Source organism: Thiopseudomonas acetoxidans (genome assembly GCF_030362935.1).
GTDB lineage: Bacteria > Pseudomonadota > Gammaproteobacteria > Pseudomonadales > Pseudomonadaceae > Thiopseudomonas > Thiopseudomonas acetoxidans.
The window spans coordinates 127,782-151,186 of the sequence record NZ_JAUCDY010000004.1 but is presented as its reverse complement, the minus strand read 5'-3'; the positions used below and the strand labels follow the sequence as shown (position 1 = coordinate 151,186).

Sequence of the window (23,405 nt, the reverse complement as noted above, 5' to 3'; positions counted from 1 at the left end):
ACAGGATTAATATACGCGGAACTCTTGATGGCAGTTTTCACAGGCTTTTTCCACCAAATCCACGCGGGTGGCCAACACATCTGGATTCAGCGGCTGTTGCACTGTGCTTTGCACTAGTCTTGCGGTAGTGCCTTCTAACTCGCGCGCCAGCTCCATGAAGCGCTCTTTTTCCTGCCACACATCATCACGGGCTGAGCTTTTATCCGCATCAGGGGCTTCTTCAAAATACTGCCAAGGTAAGCGTGAAACTTCATCAAGCTGTGCCGCTTTTTCGACAAAAGCCTGCTCATCAAACTTAATACGCCCGCGCAACATACCGCCCAAATCTTCACTGACGTTGAGCATTTGTTTAAACGCTGCTTTGCGCTTACCTAGGGGCGAATTGGGATCAACACCACCGCACGCGGCTAGAAACATAAAAATGAACAAAAGGACACCGGTTCTTAACACGTTATTACCTCAATTGACGAAAAGCAGTTATTACAAAGCGCAGAGACTAGCAGTATGCGTTAAAAAAATTAACACTCGATGCATTTTACTTGGGAATTTTTCTCAAGCTGGTTATACTCTGTGCGCATTTTAATCAGTGTGAGGGGCGCTGCAGCAGGTTCTCTGTCAGGCTCGCACTGATTTCCCAAGCAGCTCTGCTGCACCTCTGTGACAACGGCGCCCATTCGATTTTAAACGAATGGAGATCTCTATATGAGCGCTACAAACGGTTTTACCGATTATAAAGTTGCTGACATTAGCCTAGCCGATTGGGGCCGCCGCGAAATCATTATCGCCGAATCAGAAATGCCTGCCTTAATGGGCTTGCGCCACAAGTACGCGGGCGAACAGCCACTTAAAGGCGCCAAGATTCTGGGCTGTATCCACATGACCATCCAGACTGCGGTGCTGATTGAAACCCTGATCGCGCTGGGCGCAGAAGTACGCTGGTCCAGCTGTAATATTTTCTCCACCCAAGACCAAGCTGCCGCGGCCATTGCTGCTGCTGGCATTCCGGTGTTTGCGTGGAAAGGCGAAACCGAAGAAGAATACGTTTGGTGCATCGAGCAAACTATCCTCAAAGATGGCCAGCCTTGGGATGCCAATATGGTGCTCGATGACGGCGGTGACCTAACAGCCATCCTGCACGAGCGTTTCCCAGAAGTGTTGGACAATGTTCACGGTGTTACCGAAGAAACCACCACAGGCGTTCACCGTTTGCTGGAAATGCTGAAAAAAGGCACGCTGAAAGTACCTGCTATTAACGTCAACGATTCGGTAACCAAAAGCAAAAACGACAACAAGTACGGTTGCCGTCACAGCCTCAACGACGCCATCAAACGCGGCACTGACCACCTGTTATCCGGCAAACAAGCTCTGGTTATTGGTTACGGTGATGTGGGTAAGGGCTCGGCACAATCACTACGCCAAGAAGGCATGATTGTTAAAGTCACTGAAGTGGATCCCATTTGCGCCATGCAAGCCTGCATGGACGGTTTCGAGGTCGTCTCCCCCTACATTGATGGTGTTAACACCGGCACTGATGCCGGTATCGACACGCAACTTCTTGGCAAAATCGACCTGATTGTGACCACCACCGGTAACGTTAATGTCTGTGATGCGCCTATGCTCAAGGCCCTGAAAAAACGTGCTGTGGTCTGTAACATTGGTCACTTCGATAACGAAATCGATACGGCCTTCATGCGCAAAAACTGGGCATGGGAAGAAGTTAAGCCGCAAGTCCATAAAATTCACCGTACCGGCGCTGGCAGCTTTGACCCACAGAACGATGACTATTTAATTCTGCTCGCCGAGGGTCGCCTAGTGAATCTAGGTAATGCGACCGGTCACCCAAGCCGGATTATGGATGGTTCCTTTGCCAACCAAGTATTGGCGCAAATGCACCTGTTTAAGCGTCAGTTTGCCCAGTTAAGCCCTGAGCAAAAGCCGGCCGCATTAACCGTTGAGGTCTTGCCGAAAAAACTCGACGAAGAAGTAGCCCTAGAGATGGTTAAAGGTTTTGGCGGGCAGATCACCCAACTGACGCCGACGCAGGCCGAGTACATTGGCGTTCCCGTCCAAGGCCCTTACAAGCCTGACACCTATCGCTATTAATTCGAGAACCGCACAAGGGCTCGGCGCAGGATCCGTCTTGCGCCGAGTCCTTGCGCTCAGTGCTCAATCAGGTTTTCTAAAGGATTGAATATGAACAGCCAACGTATTAGTTTTGAGTTTTTCCCCACTAAAACCGATGCCGGTCACGAAAAGCTCCTGCTCACGGCGAAAAAACTCGCCGACTACCAGCCCGGTTTTTTCTCCTGCACATACGGTGCTGGCGGCTCAACCCGCGACCGCACCCTCAACACCGTGCTGCAACTCAACAGTGAAACACAAGTCCCAGCTGCACCACACATGTCCTGTGTGGGTGACAGCAAAACTGATTTGCGTGAACTGTTAAACACCTATAAAGAAGCCGGCATTAAGCGCATTGTTGCGCTACGTGGTGACTTACCCTCGGGTATGGGCATGGCCGAAGGTGAGCTACGCTACGCCAATGAGCTGGTGGAATTTATCCGTCAAGAAACAGGTGACCACTTTTATATCGAAGTGGCTGCCTATCCAGAGATGCATCCGCAAGCACGCAATTTTGAAACCGATTTGCAGAATTTCGTACAAAAAGTCAAAGCTGGCGCCGACAGCGCTATCACGCAATACTTCTTTAATGCGGATTGCTACTTTTATTTTGTTGAAAGAGTGCGTAGACTAGGTGTCGATATCCCAATCGTGCCCGGCATTATGCCAATCACCAACTACACTAAGTTGGCACGCTTCTCGGACGCATGCGGTGCAGAAATTCCACGCTGGATTCGCAAGCAATTAGAAGCTTACGGCGACGATGCAAATAGCATTCAAGCTTTCGGAACAGAAGTCATTACACAGATGTGTGAACAACTTCTAACTGGTGGCGCGCCTGGTTTGCATTTTTATACGCTAAACCAAGCGGAACCAAGCTTAGCGGTTTGGGATAATCTTCAGCTAAGAAAAAACTAAGGACGGCAATACCCTGAGCTGCGCAAATTAATTATGCCCAGCTCAGTTTGGGGCAACGTATATCAATAGCGTGTCTCATAAAATAGCAGGTTCAGTCTAGCCAGTGATAACAACCCAGCGCTTCTTTGCTGCTGTAATCCAACTAGCAAATCTTTTCTTAATCGCTGAAATATCAAATTTTGCATACGGCTGCCGTATAGCTCTTTACCTTGCGCAGGGTAGAGCGGCGAAACGGGGTGTACAACACCGTCGAACATGCTCTTAAATATGCGCCCCAAAGTCGGCGGGTCGCCGGCGGATAGGAAGACTCAATGTCATTTTCTGCCTTAGGTTTATCCCAGGCTTTAGTCAACGCTGTACACGCAGCAGGCTATACAGAACCCACCCCTGTTCAACAACAGGCAATACCAGCAGCTTTGCAAGACAAAGACTTAATGGTTGCCGCACAAACCGGAACGGGTAAAACAGCAAGCTTCGCCTTGCCCATACTGCAAAAACTTTACGCCCAACCCGATACACAACGGGTTCCAACCAAAAGCAAGCAAGTCCGCGTACTGGTGCTTACTCCAACGCGTGAGCTTGCCGCACAAGTGCATGAAAGCTTTAATCTTTACGCGCGTGAGCTACCACTGACGAGTGCTTGTATCTATGGCGGCGTGGGTGCAGCACAACAAATCCGCATTCTGAGCAAAGGTGTCGATGTTCTGGTGGCTTGCCCCGGTCGCTTACTGGACCTGATTGGCCAAAAAGCCGTTGACTTAGCTGAGGTAGACACCCTAGTACTCGATGAAGCTGACCGCATGCTGGATATGGGTTTTATTCATGATGTGAAGAAAATTTTAAAACTGTTGCCACAGCAACGGCAGAACTTGCTCTACTCTGCTACCTTCTCCAATGACATCATCGCGCTAACCAATCGTTTATTGCATAACCCGTTACGCATTGAAGTCACGCCGCCCAACACAACTGTGGAGCGTATCAAGCAGAGCTTTTTCCGCATTACCGCGCCTTACAAGCGTGCGCTGTTAGCCCACCTTATTACTGCCGGCGCATGGGAACAGGTGCTGGTCTTTACGCGTACCAAACATGGCGCTAACCGCCTAGCTGAGTACCTGACTAAAAACGGTCTGCCGGCTGCAGCCATTCATGGCAATAAAAGCCAAAATGCACGCACCAAAGCACTGGAAGAGTTCAAAGGCAATCAAGTCCGTATATTGGTAGCCACTGATATCGCTGCACGCGGGTTAGATATTGATGAGCTTCCCTATGTGGTCAACTATGAATTGCCTACCACCAGTGAAGACTATGTGCACCGCATTGGCCGTACCGGTCGTGCAGGTCGTGCGGGTGAAGCCATTTCATTGGTTGCACCCAGCGAACTACGTCTACTGAAAAGCATTGAGCAGATGACACAGCAGGAGCTTCCAGAAGGCGACTATCTTGGCTTTGATTTGAGCAGTGTAGTCGCTGAAATCAGTCGCAGCTCTGCCAACCAAGCTGATAAGCCTAGGCAGCAACCCAACAAAACCCGTAACCCACGCAACTCACGCGGCCGCAGCAATGAAGAGCAAACTGGAGCAGAAAAACCAGCTGCCAGAACAGCCAGAACCTCTCAGCGCCAAGCAAAACCAGAAGGCAAAGACGCAACACGTCCTAACCCAGCCCGCAGAGCAAATCCTAGACGCGCTGCTGAACCTAAGTTGCCCGCCGACCGTGCGCCTGACGTGTTTTTAGATGATGCCATTGATAATTTCGGTAACCGCGTGGATTACGTCAGTCCGTATCAAAATAAAGATGGCAATAGAACGCGCCAAGGCGCTAACCAAACTAGAGCCGCCAACCCGGGTGCGGCACGAAACACTCGAAGCCAAGCACCTAAGCGCGGCGGCAAACCCAATACAGGCCGTAACCAACCTAGAGGGCGTCGTCAACAAGACTCTGCTTTATTTGTCAGTGCTGATCCAACACCGGCTTATGTTGCAGTAGAGCGTGAACGGGAGCGTGCAGCAACCAATACACCTTTGATTATTCGTAAAGGTGAACGACTTCCCAGTCTTGAACAGCTTGATCAGCTCGACGCGCGCAGCAACTCCAAACGTGAGCGTCCAGCGTTGCTTAGCAAGTCTTAAGCGAGACAAATGCGGGTTCATTGAGCCCGCATTGTTTAATTTAAAAAAGGGCTTGGATCACTGGTTAGAAAATGCCGGCATCAATGCCCACAGCAATGGTTTTACCCAGCTCCTCACAGGACTGGATAAAATCATCTCGCCAGACACCGCGACACAGCAAGGGGGCTTGTGCTTGTTTCCAGCGCAAACCGGTCAAGATACTCTCGATAGCTTTTTGCGTTCCTGTGCCGTCATGCCCAGCGCGTATCACTACAGCACAAGGCAGTCCCTGCTTTTGCTCCAGTACGGGATAATAAATGCGATCGAAGAAATCTTTCAGCGCACCACTCATGTAGCCCAGGTTTTCTGGGGTAAACAAAATAACCCCATCAGCACTGAGTACATCCTGTGCGGTAGTGCTGAGGGCAGCCTGGCGTCTGACAATTAGCTGATTTACCTGAGCTTCACGTGCACCTGTGCAAATAGCTTTTACCATCAAATCGGTATTTCCCGATGGCGTGTGCGCTACTATCAATAGGCTTTTACTGGTCATATCTCCCCCCACAAACTTCAACACAACCAATAAGTTACGCCAGTTTTTTAGACCTGTAATGCCCTACTTTATACTAGTAACCTGAAGTGCTCTTTTTTAGCGCTGCACTTGGCTGTCTAAATACTCTTGCCAAGCCTCATCATCTAACGAGCCCAGGTCGCGTTGTGCTTGCGTAATCCACTCAAAAGCACGTTGATTCAGCTCGGCAATCGCACGCGAACCTGTACCCTCTGCATACAAGGCTGGTCCAATGACTACATCAATGGTACCTGGGATTTTATGCCAGCCTGCTTTGGGCCAGAAATGACCCGCATTATGCGCGATAGGTAAAACCGGTAACTGCGCATTAACAGCCAATGACGCACCGCCGCGGGAAAATTTACCCATTTTACCGGGCGCGACGCGCGTTCCTTCAGGAAATATCATTATCCAGTTACCCTGTTTTAGGCGCTCATGGCCTTGTTGGGCCAGCTGTTTCAATGCTTGTTTGGGTTGTGAGCGGTCCAAAGCAATAGGTCTTACCATAGCTAAGGTCCAGCCAAACACAGGAATTCTTAGCAGCTCACGCTTAAGTACTTGGCTTAATGGATAGAAATGCGAGGAGATAAAAAACGTTTCCCAGGCACTCTGGTGTTTAGCCAAAATAACACAGGGCTGCTGCGGAATATTTTCAGTTCCTGTTACGCGGTACTTAATGCCAAGAATATGTTTAGCCAACCAAATAGTGGTGCGACCCCAGGCAACCGCGATCAATCGGTAACGTAGCTTATAAGGGAAAAACAGCCCAAATAAAACGGACGGAATACACCAAACCAGCGTGACCAGAGCGAGAACACTATAAAACAAGAAATTTCTAAAAACCTGAAACATCACCATTAAAAATGCCTTATTGCGTATTTTTGAGCAAGCTTTCTACTGCTTCTGCTAAATTTTGAAAAACCAAAGTTCCTTCTGGTAACTGTTGCTGCGCCGTTTGCGCACCCTTGCCTGTCTTTACCAGTACCGGCACGGCTTGCACACTCATCGCTGCCTGTAAGTCACGTAAACTGTCGCCGACAAACCAAGCCCCTGTTAGCGGTTGCTGGTAATGCTGGCTGATTTGTTCTAATAAGCCTGCCTTTGGTTTGCGGCACTGGCAATCATCCTCAGGACCGTGCGGGCAGTAGGCGATAAAGCCAATTTTCGCGTGGTGTTCTGCCAGCAAAGCACGCAGTTTATCGTGCATGGCATCCAGTGTTGCGCTGTCATAATACCCTCGCGCTAAGCCAGACTGATTCGTAGCTACAGCTACTGTCCAGCCTGAGTTATACAAACGCGCAATCGCCTCAATGGAGCCGTCGATCGGAATCCATTCGGCTGGGGTTTTTATATAATCATCCGAATCATGATTAATGACACCATCTCGGTCAAGAATAATAAGCTTCATCTACGCACTGCCGCTTTACCTAAAAACATTGCGGCATTGTACAGGATTGCAAAAGCCGTGAGCACGATTATGCTCACACCTCGCGCGCAGCACTGCAGCCAGGATTATATGGGCACATCATCTATATACACGCAGGCCAAAAGGTTGCTAAGGAGCCTCTGAATAACGTTACCGAGGACGCTAACACAAGGCGAAAACGTACGAAAAAGCGCAGTTTACACATAGTAAATGAGCATTTTATTCGCTTCGCTCCCCTTCGGGCCGTGCTAAAGCACGTTCAATCTAAAGATTGTGAGTACGTTTTTAACGCGGTGGTAGCTACGCAGGTAGTTATTCAGAGGCTTCCTAAGTAATACTCAGCCGCTTTCGCTAAGATAGAACCACTTTCATCATCACTAACAGGTACAACCATGCAGTCGTCGTTCTCTTTACGACTTTCATTACGCCGCTTGTGGGCGCTGGAGAAATTTGGTCCAGGGCTACGATTTTTTATTGCCCTGAGCCTATGCACGCTTTGGGTGTGGTACAGCGAGCGGATAGACTGGCTAATTCCACTGTATCTAGGTGTGATCGGTTGCGCACTGGCAGAAACCGATGATAGCTGGCAGGGACGCTTAGTGGCGGCCGGGGTCACCCTAGTGTGCTTTTCCTTGGTGGCCACTGCAGTAGAAGCATTGCACCCTTATACGCCTTGGTTGTCACTGTTTATGGTCGTTGCCACGATAGTGTTGATCGTGCTGGGCAGTGCCGGTACGCGCTTTGCTTCTATTTCCTATGCCACGCTCATTTTTTCTATTTACACCATGATCGGCCTTGAGCACCAAAGTCAGGATGACGTCCAGTTTTGGCAATACGCGCCGGTATTGCTCAGCGGTGCGTTCATCTATGGAACACTTTCCGTGCTCTGGTATGCTCTGTTTGCACAACAGCCTTTGCAGCATAGTTTGGCGCGTTTATTCCGCGCGCAATGTGATTATTTAAAAGCCAAGTCCGCACTCTTTGAGCCTTTGCGTAATTTAGATGTAGAGGCACACCGATTGGAAATTGCTCAGCAAAATGCGCACGTGGTAGAAGCCTTAAACGACACTAAAAACATTATTCTACATCGCGTTAGCGGTAGCCGTACCAGCGCCAAAACACGTCGTTACTTAAAGCTGTATTTTCTGGCGCAGGATATTCACGAACGCGCCAGCTCATCACATTCGCCCTATCAAAAGCTCACGGAAGCCTTTTTTCACAGCGATGTGTTGTTTCGTTGTTTGCGCTTAATTCGTCAGCAGGGTGATGCCTGTAAAGCATTAGCCAAAGCCATTGAGCTGCGCCAATCCTTTGATTACGGCGCTGGGCATACACAAGCGCTGGAAGATTTGCAGGCTTCAATTGCTTATTTACATCAGCAGCAAAACCCAGAGTGGCGCGAGTTACTGCGTTCATTGCGCGCATTGGCACACAACCTCGCCACACTGGATCAATTACTGCGCGAAGCAGCCAACCCTGATGCCCTAGCCATGAATCAAGACACGGCTATTTTTGACCGTGAACCGAAAAATATTAGCGAAGCCTGGGAACGTATCAGCCAAAATATCAGCTTGGAGTCGTCAGTATTTCGCCATGCATTACGCATGGGTGTGGCCGTAGCCGCGGGTTTGGCGATTATGCATTGGTTGGCGCCCCAGCAAGGCTACTGGATTCTAATGACCACAGTGTTTGTTTGCCGACCCCACTACGGCGCAACCCGCAAACGCTTGGTACAGCGCATCATGGGTACCGTTCTAGGTTTAGCCTTAAGTTGGATGCTGTTTCAGTTAGCGCCCATTTTGTGGATACAAGCACTGTTTGCCATCGCCGCAGGTGTTGCGTATTTTGCTACGCGTAACAGTCAGTTCACCGTTTCGACTGCTTTTATGACGCTGATGATGCTGATTTGTTTTAACCAGATCGGTCATGGTTACGATCTGTTTTTGCCACGCTTTCTGGATACCATCGCGGGCAGTGTGATTGCCGGCTTAGCCGTGTTTCTAATTCTACCCGACTGGCAAGGTCGCAAATTGCATAAGGCTCTGGCACGCACACTTAAGGCCAACAGCCAGTATCTACGCCATATCATGCTGGAATATAGTCAGGGTAAAACAGACGACATGCAGTACCGTATCGCCCGCCGTGATGCGCACAATGCTGATGCCGCGTTAACCGGCAGCCTGTCCAATATGCTAAAAGAACCGGGGCATTTCCGTCGGCAAAGTGATCTAGGATTTCGTTTTTTGCTGCTATCACATACTTTGCTGGGTTATATTTCTGCGCTAGGTGCGCACCGCGAAACGCTTGCTGATACACCCAACTACCCATCACTTAACCGTGAGGCGCAGCTACTGGCTGACAGCCTGACTCAACTCGCTACACAGCTGGATACGCTGCAAAACATTGGTACACAGCCTGAGGCTGAGCAACAGCAGTGTTATCGTTTACGTGATATGCCCGAAGAGACCGATGATACGCTGCGCTTACTACAAACCCAGCTACTGCTCATCAGCCAACAATTAGGACCTCTGCGTAGCCTAGCTGAGGAAGTTATCCGCAGTTACAGCAAACAGGGTGCAGCCAAAGCCTAACAAGCAGGCTTCATGCGCTACTGTTTCATTCAGGTTTTTTGTTACGTAACGGCGTCAGCAACTCACTGAGGCCGTTATGATCGATTTCTTGCATCAGCGCCAGTAACTGGCCTAAGTTGCCGGCCGGAAATCCCTTGCGGGCGAACCAGTTCAGGTAATCACCGGGCAAGTCTGCAATCAACCGACCTCGGTATTTGCCAAAGGGCATTTTTACGGTGACTAGGCGTTGCAAATGTTCATGCTGCATAGGATTGTCTGGCACTCAGATGGAAGAATTTTATGGATTATCGCTAGGCTGGATAGACTTGCAAAGCTGTAGTGGAATATCTGTTAAAATTGTCAATTAAAACGTATTTAAAGGAGTTCAAATGATTATCAAAGCTTTGCGAAATGGCTTAGGACAACTCATTATTTTTGCTGACTGGTTAACCCGTCCTAAAGCGCTAAAACGCACGGCTGAACAGCAAGCCGCAGTGGATGCACAGGCTACTCAGTTGGCGTTGTATCAGTTTCGTGCCTGCCCATTCTGCGTCAAGGTGCGCCGTGCTATGCACGCCTTAAACTTAAATATTGAATGCCGTGACGCTCTTAATAATAGCCAGTTCCGCCAAGAGTTGCTTGAGCAGGGCGGTCAGGTCAAGGTACCGTGCTTACGCATTGAAGAAGCAGGTGAGGTGCGCTGGATGTATGAGTCCAATGATATTATTCAGTACCTACAAGAACGTTTTGCACCAACCAGCGCGGAATAATAACCACCCTACCAGCGCTCAGAAGCTGGGCTCACACAGCGGAGGTTCACTTCTTGTGGGAGCGCAGCTTGTGGGAGCGCAACTCTTGCGCGAACGAGCCCAAACCCAAACACCGCACCTGCCTTAACATCCATCGCCCAGAAGCCAGGCTCACACAGAGACTATTATCGGCTTTGCGCGAAAGACCCCGTACTTTTAGTGCGGGGATGGATAGCGCGCAAAGTACAGCTTTCCCTTGGTTTAATATGCGGCACTGGTATTATATACAGTATGGCTAAACACACAAAAACGCTCAAAGTTCGAGTGAAAGACAAGCACGTTCCACTGCTCAATACTATGGCGCGGTCAGTGAACTTTGTCTGGAACTTCGTCAATGCGTTAAGCCATCGCTCAATCAAAGAGCGCGGTGTGTTTCTATCCGCTTACGATATGCACCCCTATACGAAAGGTGCAGGCAAGGAACTGGGTTTGCACAGCCAAACCTTGCAGTGCATTGCAGGTGAGTACGTGACTCGCCGCAAACAGTTTAACAAGACTAGGCTGAACTGGCGCAAGTCAGGCGGTGCACGCCGGTCACTGGGTTGGATTCCGGTGAATAGCGGTGCAGCACAGTGGAAAAATGGACAGCTCTATCACAACGGCCAGTATTTTGGCGTGTGGGACAGCTACGGCTTGAACCAATACAAGTTTCGCTCTGCCAGTTTTAGCGAAGATGCCCGTGGCCGCTGGTACTTCAATGTGGTGGTTGAAGTTGATGTAGTGATGCCCAAGGGACAAGACTGTATCGGTATTGATCTTGGCTTAACCGACACAGCCACCTGCTCGGACGGCACAAAGCTGGAGGCGGGTCGCTTCTATCGCGGTCTTGAGGAAAAATTAGCCATAGCACAACGGGCTAGAAATAAAACTCAAGTCAAAACCATTCACGCCAAGATTGCTAACCGTAGAAAAGATACGCTGCACAAGTTCAGTCGCACGTTGGTCAACCGCTGCGGTGAAATCTATGTGGGCAATGTCAGTAGTTTAAAACTCGTTAAAACCAAGATGGCCAAGTCAGTGTTGGACGCTGGCTGGGGTCAATTAAAAACAATGCTGAAGTATAAAAGCGATCACGCTGGCATTGTTTTTAAGGAAGTGAACGAGGCATACACCACCCAAACCTGTAGCTGTTGTGGCGCACTGCCCGATAGCAGGCCGAGAGGTATCGCAGGGCTTGGAATAAGAGAATGGACGTGCAGTGCGTGTGGTGTCACGCACAGCGACCGCGATGTAAACGCGGCCAAGAACATTCTCGCGGTCGGGCATGGCCGTCTAGCTGTAGGAATCCACTTGCTTTAGCTGGGGGAGGATGTCAATTAACTGCTTTATCTATACCCACAGTTGCCACCTCGGCCAGCCAATGGATTTGCTCTGGGGTAATAATATAAGGTGGGATAAAGTACACCACATTGCCTAACGGCCGTAAGAGGGCGCCCTGCTCTAACGCATGCTCGTACACACGCAAGCCGCGGCGTTCCTGCCATGGGAAGGGCTTTTTGCTGGCCTTGTCCTGCACCATTTCAATTGCCAGCACCATGCCCGTTTGCCGCACTTCGGCCACATGCGGATGATCCACCAAGTGCGCCGTTGCCTTGCCCATTTCTTGCGCCAGCAGTTGGTTGCGCACAATCACATCATCTTCAGCAAAAATATCCAAACTGGCTAAAGCCGCCGCACAGGCCAACGGATTGGCTGTATAGGTATGTGAATGCAAAAACGCTTTCATACTGGCGTAGTCAGCATAAAAAGCCTGATACACCTGCTCGGTGGTCAGCACAGCCGCCAAAGGCAGATAACCACCCGTTAACGCCTTGGAAAGCACCATAAAATCCGGTGTTATCTGTGCTTGTTCACAGGCAAACATGCTGCCGGTACGGCCAAAACCCATAGCAATTTCATCCACAATCAGGTGCACACCAAACTCATCGCAAGCTTGGCGTAGCAGACTTAGATACACCGGGTGATACATACGCATCCCCCCAGCACCCTGCACCAGCGGTTCGACAATAACTGCGGCCAGCTCATGATGATGCTGTTCCAACGTCTGCTGCATATGAGCGAACATCTGTATCGAATAGTCTTCCCACGACTGTCCATGTTCGCGGTAATAACAATCAGGGCTCGGCACTTTAATGCAATCCATCAACAGCGCTTCATAGGTTTGGGTATAAAGCGCCACATCACTAACCGCCATAGTGCCTAGGGTCTCACCGTGATAGCCATTGCTGATGGTGGCAAAGCGTTTCTTTTGCGGCTGGCCTATATTGCGCCAATAATGGTGGCTCATTTTAAGTGCCACTTCGATGCCCGCCGAGCCATTATCCGCATAAAACACACGCGCCAGCCCCTTAGGGCACAGCTGCAACAAACGCTCTGACAACTCCACCACCGGCGCATGGGTAAAGCCGGCCAGCATCACGTGTTCAAGTTGATCAACCTGCTGTTTAATCCTCTCATTAATCCGTGGATTACAGTGGCCGAAAATGTTGGTCCACCAAGAGCTCACCGCATCCAAATAACGCTTGCCGCAATAGTCTTCCAACCAAATCCCATCCCCACGCCGAATAGGAATCAGAGGCATGCTTTCGTGATCTTTCATTTGCGTGCATGGATGCCAAACCGCTGCGAGGTCACGCCGCATCCAATGGGAATTACTGGGCAAGAGAATCTCCTTGTTAATTGTTGTTCTTGGCGAAATTTTATGTAGTTGAATAACTGGGGTTGAGTTAGTGCGTGCCTAAACTCACGCCCTGACCACGAGGATCACTGGCGGCAGCACTATGACCGCTTTGCTTATCCCAATAGAGCACCTGCTGATTGCCATAGTTGCGCGTTAGCTCTTTGACAGCATGACCCAGCTTACGCAAGGCGGTTTGAGTTTGCACATCGAGCGCGCCCGGCTCAAAACCGAGCTCATCAGGCACATATTGATGATGAATGCGTGGCGCTGCAACCCACTCAGCCGGTGATTTGCCTTCAAGATGCGCCAAAATGGCCAATAGGTTCATGCTCGGAATCCGGCTGCCTCCCGGCGTACCGAAGGCCGCAAAACTGTTTGGACCTTCGATAAAGCTTGGACTCATCGACGACAACGGACGTTTATTTGCAGCAATCTGGTTGGCTTCGCTGGCAATCAAACCATAGACATTGCTGCCCGACAGGTCTGCAGCAAAGTCATCCATTTCATCATTGAGCAAAATACCCGTACCCGGCACAGTAAACGCTGCGCCAAACATCATATTCAACGATAAGGTTGCTGCCACTGCATTTCCCTGACGGTCAATAACAGCAAAGTGCGTGGTCTGATCACCCTCATGAATAAATGGCGCGGCGGTAAGCTCACTGCTGGGCGTGGCTTGCTGCGTCTGGATACTCGCGGCCAATGCAGAGATATGTTCGCCGGACAGCAAGCGATCTACAGGGTTATCCACAAAATCAGGATCACCCAGCAAACCACGATCACGGTATGCCCGACGCAGAGTTTCAACGATTAAATGAATGCGCTGCACAGGAGCGACTTGCTGCCAAGGCAGTTGCTGCAAGATAAGCAGACTTTGCGCCAAAGTAATACCGCCTGCAGAAGGGGGTGGCGCACTGATAAGCTGACGCTCGTCCGCCAACAAGACCTGTAACGGTGTGCGCCATTGAATCTGATAGTCAGCTAGGTCTTGCATGCTCCATATACCACCAGCCTGCTGTACGGCTTGCACCATCAGTTCGGCAAGCCTGCCGTGGTAAAAACTCTGTCCCCCATGCTCGGCAAGCTGCTTAATCGTCCCTGCCAAGTCTAGCTGTGCCAGATGCCAACCCAACTCCGGCAGTTGGCCATGCTGTAAAAAAATAGCACTGGACTCAACATCCTGCTGCAACGCTGATAAACGCCAACCGGCACGCTCAAGATACAACTCGTCCACAGCAAAACCCTGCTCTGCCAGCTGTATAGCAGACTGTAGGTTTTCGCGTAAAGGTCGCTGGGCATATTCGTTTAAAGCATCCAACGCTGCTGGAATTCCGGGAATAGCCGCTGCCAAAGCACCATCAAGACTTAATCTGGGCTGCACCTGACCATCGCGCATATACAAGTCTTTGTGCGCAGCACTGGGTGCAGTTTCACGCGCATCTAAGAATAAATAGGTGGGGCTTGGCTGGCTGTTAAGACGGATAAGGTAAAACCCTCCGCCACCCAAGCCCGATCCATAGGGCTCAACCACTGCCAGTGCTGCAGTGACAGCTATGGCGGCATCAATAGCATTGCCGCCTTGCTGCAGGGCTTCAATACCAGCTATGCTGGCTAAAGGGTGTGCCGTGCTAACAAATCCCTGTTCAGGTAGCAGCTGAGCATGAGCTACTACCGAGCACAGAACTAGAGCATATAGAAAACTAAATCGTAAACAGCGCACTACAATTTAAGCTACGCCACTGATGATTTTATATTTCTCCATCAGCTCTTCTTTGCTTTCAATATGATTAGGATCGACAGGGATGCAATCTACAGGACAAACCTCAACACACTGCGGCTCATCGTAGTGGCCCACACACTCAGTGCAAAGATTGGGATCAATCTCATAAATCTCTTCACCCTGAGAAATAGCACTGTTTGGGCACTCAGGTTCACATACATCGCAGTTAATGCAATCATCAGTGATTATTAAAGCCATTGTCTAACTCCTCAAAAACTCAAACTATATAAAACAATAAACGAAACAAGATTGCACCCCTCTAGGCTTGGCAGTCTTGTTTTAGATCATTTTTTAAAGCGCTGCTGCAGCGCTTGAGACACCATAGGATGCACGAATTCAGTGATATCGCCATCTAATGCGGCAATTTCACGCACCAAAGTGGAGGAAATAAAAGAGTATTTTTCAGAGGGCGTTAAGAAGATGCTTTCCACATCGGGAGCCAACTTACGATTCATATTGGCCAGCTGGAATTCATATTCAAAATCAGATACTGCACGCAACCCACGCATCAAAATATTCGCGTCAACTTCTTTGACAAAGTGCGCCAACAGATTGTTAAAGCCATACACCTTAACGTTGGCTAGGTGCTCAGTCACCCCCTGCGCTAACTCAACGCGTTCTTGCAAACTGAATAACGGTTGTTTTTTCGGGTTAGCGGCTACTGCAATGATCACTTCATCAAAAATGCGCGCAGCACGCTCGACTAAATCAGTATGCCCACGGGTAATGGGATCAAAGGTTCCCGGATAAAGCACGCGATTCATTTGGCGTATCCTATGCATGCGGTAAAGGTGTTGGATTTTAGCGCATCACAGAGGCTAGAGCAAAAACTTAAACATTTTACTCCTAACCTTACTGTCTCAGAGGCTGTACAACCAAAAACAGGCAGCTAATAAGTCGATAATTAAGCAGTCACGCTTATAAAACGTCTAAACTCACTTCCCGCAGCTCCACGTATAAAGCATCTATATCACGCCAACTGATTCGAAACTGATTACGTTTTTTAGGTTTCCACTTGCCTTTTAACAGCTTCATATTGACGCCTGGGTCATAGTAAACAGTGCTTAAGTACAGCGCATGCAAGAACAGTTTTAGGTTTGTGCCCTTCCCTAATACCACCTTTGGTCCGTACTGATATTTTGGTGGGGTTTCTCGAATAGCACTATAAGCCACGAAGCAAGTGTTGGTATGTTTCTTTTTCCAGTGGAAAATAAGCTTATCGAACTTCCAGCCTGCTACAAGCACACCGTCATCATCGCGTAGCATTAAGCCGCCGTCTGGCTCAAGGATTTCACCACTATCTGGGTCATAGCCTTCAAAGCGCATAGTTAATGCTGTCTTCTTATTCTTCTGGCCAACATTGTGGCGACTGGCAAAATCCATTCGCTCTGGCTCAATTCTTGTGCCATAGGCTCGTAAAAAAACCTCAAGATCATCTAGGTAAGTGCCAACGTTTGGCTCCGGCGTCATTAATGTCACTGCACCAGCTGAGTGACTCTTTAGCTCCCAATCAATAAAGTCAGGATCTGATGAACCATTTGGTGTAATCCCAAACTGAGCTTCCAGCGTATAACCCGCACCATTTTGCGCTTTATAAGTGATTAACTCACCGTCAGAATTAAGACGACACGATTCAATAGGACCTTGAAGGAAGATTTCTTTTAGCTTTCTCAGCAGTTTTTCTTCACTGGATTCTTGCGTTGCTGAATACTCATAAAAAACAGGAGCGACTAGTCGCGCATTACCACTTTCAACAATCGCTTTAAGCTCATCATGTAATGCACCATCCCAGGCACTGCAGTGCGCCCAAACCTTCTGCTCATCTACACCAAGAACCAAATAACGCTTGGTATTAAGACGCGCAACTCGCTCTTGCGCTGTTGGCGGTTGCATCAGGTGGCTGGGCGCAATGCCCTTTTTTCGACTGCAGCCACTAAGAAATCCAGACAATCGTGTTTCGGGATATTTAGGGTAAAGAATGATTTGAGCATTAGGAGCTAAATCTGTCTCACCTTTAAGATCAATCCAGTACAAATCAAGCGGAGCTTTAAATATAGCGCCCTTGCTGCTCATCCCCGCTGAATAAACGTCACCAGATGGAATAGCACGAATCACTTCAAAGTCTGCACCCAAATAAATTTGCTGTTTCGAGTTGTCATTATTAGCCAAAGGCTTAATAAAAATCCGCTTAGCACCATGGTGTTTCAGTTGTTCGACAAGTATTTGAAATTCGCTCAAGTGACCTCCTTATGCCATACCTACTTTTTACTCTTCCAGCATACCAATCATCACTATTTTATAAAAATACTACAGCCAGACACCGTATGTCAGATAACAACCTTTTTTTTGCATAAATAAAAAAATTATTTATACTGTATATAAACACAGCATTATTGCTATAGAGGAACGATTGTGTGATCATTCGTCACACAAAATACCCAGAGGAAAAATCATGAACCAGCTTGAATTAGACTGCCGCCAAATCTCGCTTGATGGACCAACAGATCTTGAAGTCATTTCAAAGCTTTTGGGGATTTATGACCAAAAATTTTTAGCCGAACACCTTAACCAAATTCCTAATAATAACTGGACGAGAGAGACTATTAATCGCTGGGTTAAAGGCAAAGCAACACCCAAACTTAGCAAAATCGAATACGACCACCTAATGGCACTATTACCTAAACCTGTGGTGACACCTGACAACTACGATTTTAAATTTATCGACCTTTTCGCCGGTATTGGTGGAATCCGCAAAGGCTTTGAAGAGCAAGGTGGCTTATGCGTGTTTACTAGCGAATGGAATAAATTTGCAACACGTACCTATAAAGCTAACTTTGCCTGCGATGCATCTTTTCATACCTTCAATGAAGATATTCGTGATGTAACCCTAAGCGCCGATCCCTCAGTATCAGAACAAGAAGCATACAATCATATCAATCGTGTAATTGCGGACCACGATGTGCTGCTGGCTGGCTTCCCATGCCAGCCATTTTCACTTGCTGGTGTGTCCAAGAAAAACTCCCTAGGTGTTAAGCACGGTTTTGAGTGTGATACCCAAGGAACTCTTTTCTTCGATGTCGCACGAATTATCGCTGCAAAACGCCCCGCCGCCTTTGTTCTTGAAAACGTGAAAAACTTAAAGAGCCATGATCGTGGAAAAACTTTTAGAACCATCATGAAAACGCTTGATGAATTGGGTTACTGGATTTCTGATGCCGATCATACTGACGCTAAAGACCCGAAAATCATTAACGGCTCTAACTGGGTACCACAGAATAGAGAGCGTATTATTTTAGTGGGCTTTCGTAGAGATTTAAACGTGCACGAAGGTTTCAGTTTGAAAGACTTACCGATTCCTGAGAGCACACCGACACTTGGCAATATTTTAGAGCCTTGGGTTGATGACAAATATATCCTGACACCTAAGCTGTGGGAGTACTTGTTTAATTATGCTAAGAAACACCAAGCAAAAGGAAATGGCTTTGGTTTTGGCTTAGTAGGGCCTAATGATAGAACTCGAACACTATCAGCCCGCTATTACAAAGATGGCTCAGAGATCCTTATTGACCGCGGCTGGGACTTTAGTAAAGCTATTACAGACGAGACCAATCTACTTAATCGTCCACGCCGTTTAACGCCATTGGAGTGCGCTCGCTTGATGGGTTTCAGTTCTCCAAAAGGTAATGAGTTTAAAATACCTGTTTCAGATACCCAAGCGTATAAACAGTTTGGCAACTCCGTTGTTGCCCCTTTATTTGCCGCAATAGCTAAACATATGAAGCCGTTTATTATGGCAGCTATAGCAGCTAGAAGTAGCAAACACGCCGCTTAGTCTCTCCCATTGCACGACATATTTCATAGCTGACAGAGTGTGTATCACATTGCTCAACAGTCTCACATAAAAATGGCCGGCCATATTGGCCAGCCATAAAATCCTATGCTTCACCTATTCCTTTTGGCTCCAGCACAGGCATGCCCTACTGTTAAAATCGTTTTAGAAGCCGATAACCTTGCGGTTAGCTTCTAACAATCTGGCACCCATTTCTGCAGGGTTTGCTGGCTTGATACCATCGCGCAAGTCTTCTGCCTTATTGCCTGTATTGGGCAGGTAAAGTGCACACACTGATGCTGTTGCGCCTTTCTTAAGCGCGCCATCTAGCAGCTGTGCTGGTGTCACATTATTTGGCTTAAGTGTTTCACCCTCCGCACCCTTTAAAGCGATATCACCCGCCTTGTCGCAAAGTAAAATATCTACCTGCGCACCTTGTTCTTGCATTTGGTTGGCTAAGACCATCGCCATACCTTGGGCCATGGTGCTGGCTGAGGTAAGGGAAACAGTAACCTGTTGTTTTTCCGTCGCTATGCTGTAACTACTGATGGCGGCTAAAACTAGTGCAACGAATGTTTTTTTCATCTTGGCTCTCCAATAAAACATAATTCATTATATGGAGAGATAGATTAAACAAATATGAAGCGAATACGAATGCGCCTTAACAGCGCACTCATATTGCTAGATGGGAGCAGGACTAATAAGCCGCTGCTTGATGGATAACGCCACTGTAGTTCTCTGGCTCAATCAAGGCTCGATGCAGGGCGATAATGGCCGCATCGTAATCACTTTCTTGTACCACTATCTGCATTTCTACTTGGCGAATGGTTTGCTGCAATGCCTGAATGCTGATACCCGCATCGGCCAATGCTGTCGCGGTTTTCGCCAGAATGCCTTTGATTTTCATGTTTGAGCCAATGGCTGAAACAATCGCTACATTATGTACCGTTACTTCGGCGCTGGAGTAATGCTCTTCAATCAAGCGCGCCGCACGATTAATAATCTTGCGTGAGCCTGCACAGTAATAGGTAATGCTGTTGGCATCGCGTGATTTATTCACCACATAGAGCTTGAGTTGCTTGATGATATTGGTGATTTCGGTGTCGTAGTTCATATCGCCCAGCATTTCTTGGTCGAACACTTCAATACCAAATACATCTTTACGGCCCGCAATAATTTCTACGCGCGGTGTTTCGCTGGCATAGTCTTGGCAAATCAGAGTTCCGGTGTGCTCAGGCTCAAAAGCGTTTTTAATACGCAGCTCAACACCGGCGCGGCGCAAGGTTTTACCGGCACGAGGATGAATTGCCTCCATGCCTAGATTGGATAACTGATCCGCTACATCGTAGTTGGTCATACCAATAGTTACCACCTTATCAGCGCCAACCAAATTAGGGTCAGCCGTACTCAGGTGAAACTCTTTATGAATAATGGCTTCTTTGGCGCCAGTTGCGGCGGCAATCTGAGCAAAGGTGATCTCGGTATAACCGCGATCAAAGGTGTTCATCAGACCTTCAGTGCAGTGAGTGTAGCCAGGCGCAATCACCAGCTCTTTACTGAAATCGATACCCTGAAAATGGTGCGCTATCATTTCAGCAAATGGCAGTGGTGTCGTCGCTTGCCAACCCGTCAGGTCAACATAGCGCGCATTGATACCTTTTAACTTCAAAGCCAATACCGTATTAAAAGCACTATGAGCCTCACCCAGCGAGGCAAGCATCTCACGTACTTTAATAAGGTGCTCGGTGAGCTGGAAATGCCCGTAGTTACACAGCTGGTGCAGGCTGTGCATCACTTCAGCACAGTCATCAATACGGCTATTAATAAACTGATTAGCTTGGTCCAACGCATGGGCGCTGTCGGGGAAGATTTCAGCATTTTTAGCTAGCATGGCCGCGCGTACCACCTCTAAAGGTTCTTGCCATGCTTGTTCGCCACTGGCTTCGGCAAAACGTTGGTAGACGCCGGGCTCACCGGTTTTTTTGTGCTCCAGCAGCTGGTTGGTCATGCCACTGTATGCGGAGACCACAAAAATACGCTGATACAAGCCGTGCTCTGGATGTTGGGTTAAAAAAATATTGTTTAACACGTCCGCAAAACTGCTCATGGACGTGCCGCCAATTTTTTCTACTGTATGCATGAGGTATGAGCCTATAAATAAAGGGTAACTGTAAGCTCGAAGACAGCGGCTTCAAGTAAAATCGCCTGATTATCAGCGATGCCGCAAAACTGTGCAATTATCTTGGTGCTTTATGCTGCAATAACGTAATCATAGCTATATGCGCGGACAGCACGCCCGCGCTTGGTAAACGCTTAGCCTTCCAGTGGATAAACACCGTCTTTATCATGCACTTCTTTGCCACTAAGCGGTGGGTTGAAGACGCACGCCATTTTCATTTCACTAAAGCCGCGCAACAGGTGCTCATCGTGTTTATCTAAAATATACAGCGTGCCAGGTTTGATTGGATATACCTTGCCGTCAGCTAAGGTTTGAATTTCACCTTCGCCACTAATGCAGTACACGGACTCCAAATGGTTTTTGTACCAGATATGGGTTTCAGTGTTGGCATAAATAGTGGTGATGTGGAAAGAAAAACCCATGTTGTCATCTTTGAGCAACATGCGGGTGCTTTCCCAGTTTTGCGCAACTACACGGCGTTCGCTATTTTCACATTCGGCCAGAGTACGGACGATCATGGTTAAATTCCTTATTGGTATATGTTTAATGAATTACTCAGCGCTAACCAAAAAAAGATTAGCGCTGCATTAGTCGATCTATGTTTAGGAGGCTTTGTTAACTTGCTTGTCTGCAAAGGTGTCTGCAAAAGCGCGATCAAGAATATCCATGGCCTGATCAATCTGCTCTTCGCTAATAATCAGTGGGCATAAGCACTTAACCACCTGGCTGTAGGCACCACTGGTCTCAATGACCAAGCCGTTTTCAAACGAAAACTCACACACCTGTGCCGCCGATTCGCCATCAGGACAGTTAATACCCAGCATCATGCCACGTCCTTTTACAAACAGTTTATGCGCTGAATAACGCTTAGCGATTTGCTCCATACGGGCACGGATACGATCACCTTTGCGTTGTACGCTTTGCGCAAACTCATCGGTTTGCCAAAACTGCTCAAACGCTGCAGCGGCAGTAACAAACGCATGGTTGTTACCACGGAAAGTACCGTTATGTTCGCCCGGCTTCCATTGATCAAGCTCTGGGCGTAATAACACCACCGCAAAGGGTAGACCATAACCGCTTAAGGATTTAGACAGGGTGATCATGTCTGGCTTAATGCCCATGTTTTCAAAGCTAAAGAAGCTACCGGTACGACCACAACCGGCTTGGATATCGTCCACAATCAGCAACATTTCATGCTTGCGACACAGTTTTTCTAGTCCGCGTAACCACTGGGCTGAAGCACAGTTTAAACCGCCTTCGCCCTGCACAACCTCTACAATAACTGCAGCAGGTTTGTCGACACCACTACTGGGGTCTTCCAGTAGCTTTTCCATCATAGCTATAGTGCTGACGTCCTTACCAAAATAGTTGGCATAAGGCATGCGGCTGACATCATTCAGGTTCACACCTGCACCACCACGGTGGTGTTCATTACCTGTGGTGGCTAAAGCACCCAAAGAGACACCGTGAAAACCATTGGTAAAGCTAATAATGTTATTCCGTCCTGTCACCTTACGCGCCAGCTTTAAAGCTGCTTCAACGGCGTTGGTACCGGTAGGGCCAGTAAACTGCACGAGGTATTCCTGCATGCCGCGTGGCTTTAAAATAATGCGGTTAAAGGTTTCGAGGAAACGCTGTTTGGCTAATGAGTACATATCCAAGCCATGGGTTAAACCATCGCTTTCAATGTAATCCAACAACGCCTGTTTCAATACAGGATGGTTGTGGCCGTAGTTAAGGGTTCCTGCGCCAGCCAAGAAATCAATATAGCGGGTGCCATCTTCAGCAATCAGCTCAGCACCTTGGGCTTGTTTAAAAATCACAGGAAATGAGCGGCAGTAACTTCTTACGCCTGATTCGTTTTGTTCAAAATGTTTCATGGGGCAACCTATTTATTGTTTTCTGGGCTACGCGGCAAAGGGCCTGCGCGATACAACACTTCGTCTTCATGCAGACCAGCAAAATGCTGCTTACTTGAGAACAAGACGTGGGTGCTGTGTTCGATACCCAGTTGATGGAATGCTTTTAAAAATAAAGCTTGAGATGCAGCGTTGTTAGGTGAAATCGTTGTTTCAAGGTAACGAACGCCTTTGGGGGCTAACCGTGCAATCAGGGCCAGTAACATACGTAATGCCAAACCTTGGCCTCGCATACTGCTGTCGACAGCCACTTGCCAGACGAATAAGGTGTCTGGGCGGGCTGGAGGGCAATAACCAGAAATAAAACCGACCAACTCACCCTGTGCATTTTCCGCAGCAATCGCGGTCTGTGCAAAGTCGGTACACTGCAGTAAATTACAGTACACCGAGTTGGTGTCTAAAGGCTGGCATCGAGCTACCAGTTGATGCAGGGAATAGCCGTCGTCGTCAGTAGGTTGACGAAATGTGACGGTAGCAATACTCAAAATAAGTCCT

At 48.3% G+C, this 23,405-nt stretch carries 22 protein-coding genes and 1 riboswitch; of the genes, 7 read left to right on the top strand and 15 right to left on the bottom strand.

The annotated features are described in order from the left end of the window. Nucleotides 1–6: 6 nt before the first annotated feature. A complete protein-coding gene (locus QEZ41_RS05120; RefSeq protein ID WP_289410315.1) occupies nucleotides 7–417 on the bottom strand; it encodes a c-type cytochrome in 411 nt (136 codons plus the stop codon). Nucleotides 418–584: 167 nt separating this feature from the next. Continuing rightward, a riboswitch (S-adenosyl-L-homocysteine riboswitch) is annotated at nucleotides 585–679 on the top strand. Between the two features lie 23 nt (nucleotides 680–702). On the opposite strand from QEZ41_RS05120, the gene ahcY reads away from it, so the two are divergent. The 3 genes from ahcY to QEZ41_RS05105 all read left to right on the top strand — a co-directional run bounded on the left by ahcY (nucleotide 703) and on the right by QEZ41_RS05105 (nucleotide 5,168). Continuing rightward, nucleotides 703–2,103, top strand: coding sequence for an adenosylhomocysteinase (gene ahcY / locus QEZ41_RS05115; protein WP_289410314.1), 1,401 nt, complete (start codon nucleotides 703–705; stop codon nucleotides 2,101–2,103). Between the two features lie 90 nt (nucleotides 2,104–2,193). Beyond that, nucleotides 2,194–3,039, top strand: coding sequence for a methylenetetrahydrofolate reductase [NAD(P)H] (metF, locus tag QEZ41_RS05110; RefSeq protein WP_289410313.1), 846 nt, complete (start codon nucleotides 2,194–2,196; stop codon nucleotides 3,037–3,039). Between the two features lie 311 nt (nucleotides 3,040–3,350). Then, nucleotides 3,351–5,168 (top strand): DEAD/DEAH box helicase, encoded by a 1,818-nt coding sequence (locus QEZ41_RS05105; protein WP_289410312.1) that lies wholly within the window; start codon nucleotides 3,351–3,353, stop codon nucleotides 5,166–5,168. A 64-nt stretch (nucleotides 5,169–5,232) separates the two neighbouring features. On the opposite strand, the gene QEZ41_RS05100 is transcribed toward QEZ41_RS05105, so the two are convergent. The 3 genes from QEZ41_RS05100 to gmhB form a co-directional block, all read right to left on the bottom strand. Then, complete coding sequence (locus QEZ41_RS05100; RefSeq protein ID WP_289410311.1) at nucleotides 5,233–5,700, bottom strand: flavodoxin family protein; 468 nt, start codon at nucleotides 5,698–5,700, stop codon at nucleotides 5,233–5,235. Nucleotides 5,701–5,796: 96 nt separating this feature from the next. Then, nucleotides 5,797–6,576 carry a lysophospholipid acyltransferase family protein gene (locus QEZ41_RS05095; RefSeq protein ID WP_289410310.1) on the bottom strand — a complete coding sequence of 260 codons (780 nt, stop codon included), beginning with the start codon at nucleotides 6,574–6,576 and terminating at the stop codon, nucleotides 5,797–5,799. 10 nt (nucleotides 6,577–6,586) lie between these two features. Next, nucleotides 6,587–7,126, bottom strand: a complete 540-nt coding sequence (gene gmhB / locus QEZ41_RS05090; protein WP_289410309.1) for a D-glycero-beta-D-manno-heptose 1,7-bisphosphate 7-phosphatase — start codon at nucleotides 7,124–7,126, stop codon at nucleotides 6,587–6,589. A 410-nt stretch (nucleotides 7,127–7,536) separates the two neighbouring features. Here gmhB and yccS point away from each other — a divergent pair, with 410 nt between their 5' ends. After that, complete coding sequence (yccS, locus tag QEZ41_RS05085) at nucleotides 7,537–9,735, top strand: YccS family putative transporter (protein WP_289410308.1); 2,199 nt, start codon at nucleotides 7,537–7,539, stop codon at nucleotides 9,733–9,735. Nucleotides 9,736–9,760: 25 nt separating this feature from the next. Here the strand turns inward: yccS and QEZ41_RS05080 are convergent, their stop codons facing one another. Beyond that, nucleotides 9,761–9,982, bottom strand: coding sequence for a DUF3820 family protein (locus QEZ41_RS05080; protein WP_289410307.1), 222 nt, complete (start codon nucleotides 9,980–9,982; stop codon nucleotides 9,761–9,763). A 121-nt stretch (nucleotides 9,983–10,103) separates the two neighbouring features. On the opposite strand from QEZ41_RS05080, the gene QEZ41_RS05075 reads away from it, so the two are divergent. Both QEZ41_RS05075 and QEZ41_RS05070 read left to right on the top strand, forming a co-directional pair. Then, the gene (locus QEZ41_RS05075) at nucleotides 10,104–10,484 is read left to right on the top strand and encodes a glutathione S-transferase N-terminal domain-containing protein (RefSeq protein WP_289410306.1); all 381 of its coding nucleotides are present in this window, start codon (nucleotides 10,104–10,106) and stop codon (nucleotides 10,482–10,484) included. A gap of 270 nt (nucleotides 10,485–10,754) precedes the next feature. Beyond that, on the top strand, nucleotides 10,755–11,822 hold the full coding sequence (locus QEZ41_RS05070) for an RNA-guided endonuclease InsQ/TnpB family protein (RefSeq protein ID WP_289410305.1): 1,068 nt from the start codon (nucleotides 10,755–10,757) through the stop codon (nucleotides 11,820–11,822). Nucleotides 11,823–11,835: 13 nt separating this feature from the next. On the opposite strand, the gene QEZ41_RS05065 is transcribed toward QEZ41_RS05070, so the two are convergent. The 5 genes from QEZ41_RS05065 to QEZ41_RS05045 all read right to left on the bottom strand — a co-directional run bounded on the left by QEZ41_RS05065 (nucleotide 11,836) and on the right by QEZ41_RS05045 (nucleotide 17,221). Continuing rightward, a complete protein-coding gene (locus QEZ41_RS05065; RefSeq protein ID WP_434556793.1) occupies nucleotides 11,836–13,185 on the bottom strand; it encodes an adenosylmethionine--8-amino-7-oxononanoate transaminase in 1,350 nt (449 codons plus the stop codon). 64 nt (nucleotides 13,186–13,249) lie between these two features. Next, on the bottom strand, nucleotides 13,250–14,923 hold the full coding sequence (gene ggt, locus QEZ41_RS05060; RefSeq protein ID WP_289410304.1) for a gamma-glutamyltransferase: 1,674 nt from the start codon (nucleotides 14,921–14,923) through the stop codon (nucleotides 13,250–13,252). Between the two features lie 6 nt (nucleotides 14,924–14,929). Beyond that, the gene (locus QEZ41_RS05055) at nucleotides 14,930–15,181 is read right to left on the bottom strand and encodes a YfhL family 4Fe-4S dicluster ferredoxin (protein ID WP_289410303.1); all 252 of its coding nucleotides are present in this window, start codon (nucleotides 15,179–15,181) and stop codon (nucleotides 14,930–14,932) included. Between the two features lie 86 nt (nucleotides 15,182–15,267). Then, nucleotides 15,268–15,747 (bottom strand): pantetheine-phosphate adenylyltransferase, encoded by a 480-nt coding sequence (gene coaD / locus QEZ41_RS05050; protein ID WP_289410302.1) that lies wholly within the window; start codon nucleotides 15,745–15,747, stop codon nucleotides 15,268–15,270. A 154-nt stretch (nucleotides 15,748–15,901) separates the two neighbouring features. Next, complete coding sequence (locus QEZ41_RS05045) at nucleotides 15,902–17,221, bottom strand: MvaI/BcnI family restriction endonuclease (RefSeq protein ID WP_289410301.1); 1,320 nt, start codon at nucleotides 17,219–17,221, stop codon at nucleotides 15,902–15,904. A gap of 214 nt (nucleotides 17,222–17,435) precedes the next feature. Here QEZ41_RS05045 and dcm point away from each other — a divergent pair, with 214 nt between their 5' ends. Then, nucleotides 17,436–18,815, top strand: a complete 1,380-nt coding sequence (dcm, locus tag QEZ41_RS05040; RefSeq protein ID WP_289410300.1) for a DNA (cytosine-5-)-methyltransferase — start codon at nucleotides 17,436–17,438, stop codon at nucleotides 18,813–18,815. Nucleotides 18,816–18,977: 162 nt separating this feature from the next. Here dcm and QEZ41_RS05035 read toward each other — a convergent pair whose 3' ends face one another. The 5 genes from QEZ41_RS05035 to ectA form a co-directional block, all read right to left on the bottom strand. After that, complete coding sequence (locus QEZ41_RS05035) at nucleotides 18,978–19,397, bottom strand: DsrE family protein (protein ID WP_289410299.1); 420 nt, start codon at nucleotides 19,395–19,397, stop codon at nucleotides 18,978–18,980. A 112-nt stretch (nucleotides 19,398–19,509) separates the two neighbouring features. Next, nucleotides 19,510–20,952 (bottom strand): aspartate kinase, encoded by a 1,443-nt coding sequence (locus tag QEZ41_RS05030; protein ID WP_289410298.1) that lies wholly within the window; start codon nucleotides 20,950–20,952, stop codon nucleotides 19,510–19,512. A gap of 173 nt (nucleotides 20,953–21,125) precedes the next feature. Next, nucleotides 21,126–21,509 (bottom strand): ectoine synthase, encoded by a 384-nt coding sequence (locus tag QEZ41_RS05025; RefSeq protein ID WP_289410297.1) that lies wholly within the window; start codon nucleotides 21,507–21,509, stop codon nucleotides 21,126–21,128. 84 nt (nucleotides 21,510–21,593) lie between these two features. Next, complete coding sequence (ectB, locus tag QEZ41_RS05020; RefSeq protein ID WP_289410296.1) at nucleotides 21,594–22,871, bottom strand: diaminobutyrate--2-oxoglutarate transaminase; 1,278 nt, start codon at nucleotides 22,869–22,871, stop codon at nucleotides 21,594–21,596. An 8-nt stretch (nucleotides 22,872–22,879) separates the two neighbouring features. Next, nucleotides 22,880–23,395, bottom strand: coding sequence for a diaminobutyrate acetyltransferase (gene ectA, locus QEZ41_RS05015; RefSeq protein ID WP_289410295.1), 516 nt, complete (start codon nucleotides 23,393–23,395; stop codon nucleotides 22,880–22,882). Nucleotides 23,396–23,405: the final 10 nt, after the last annotated feature.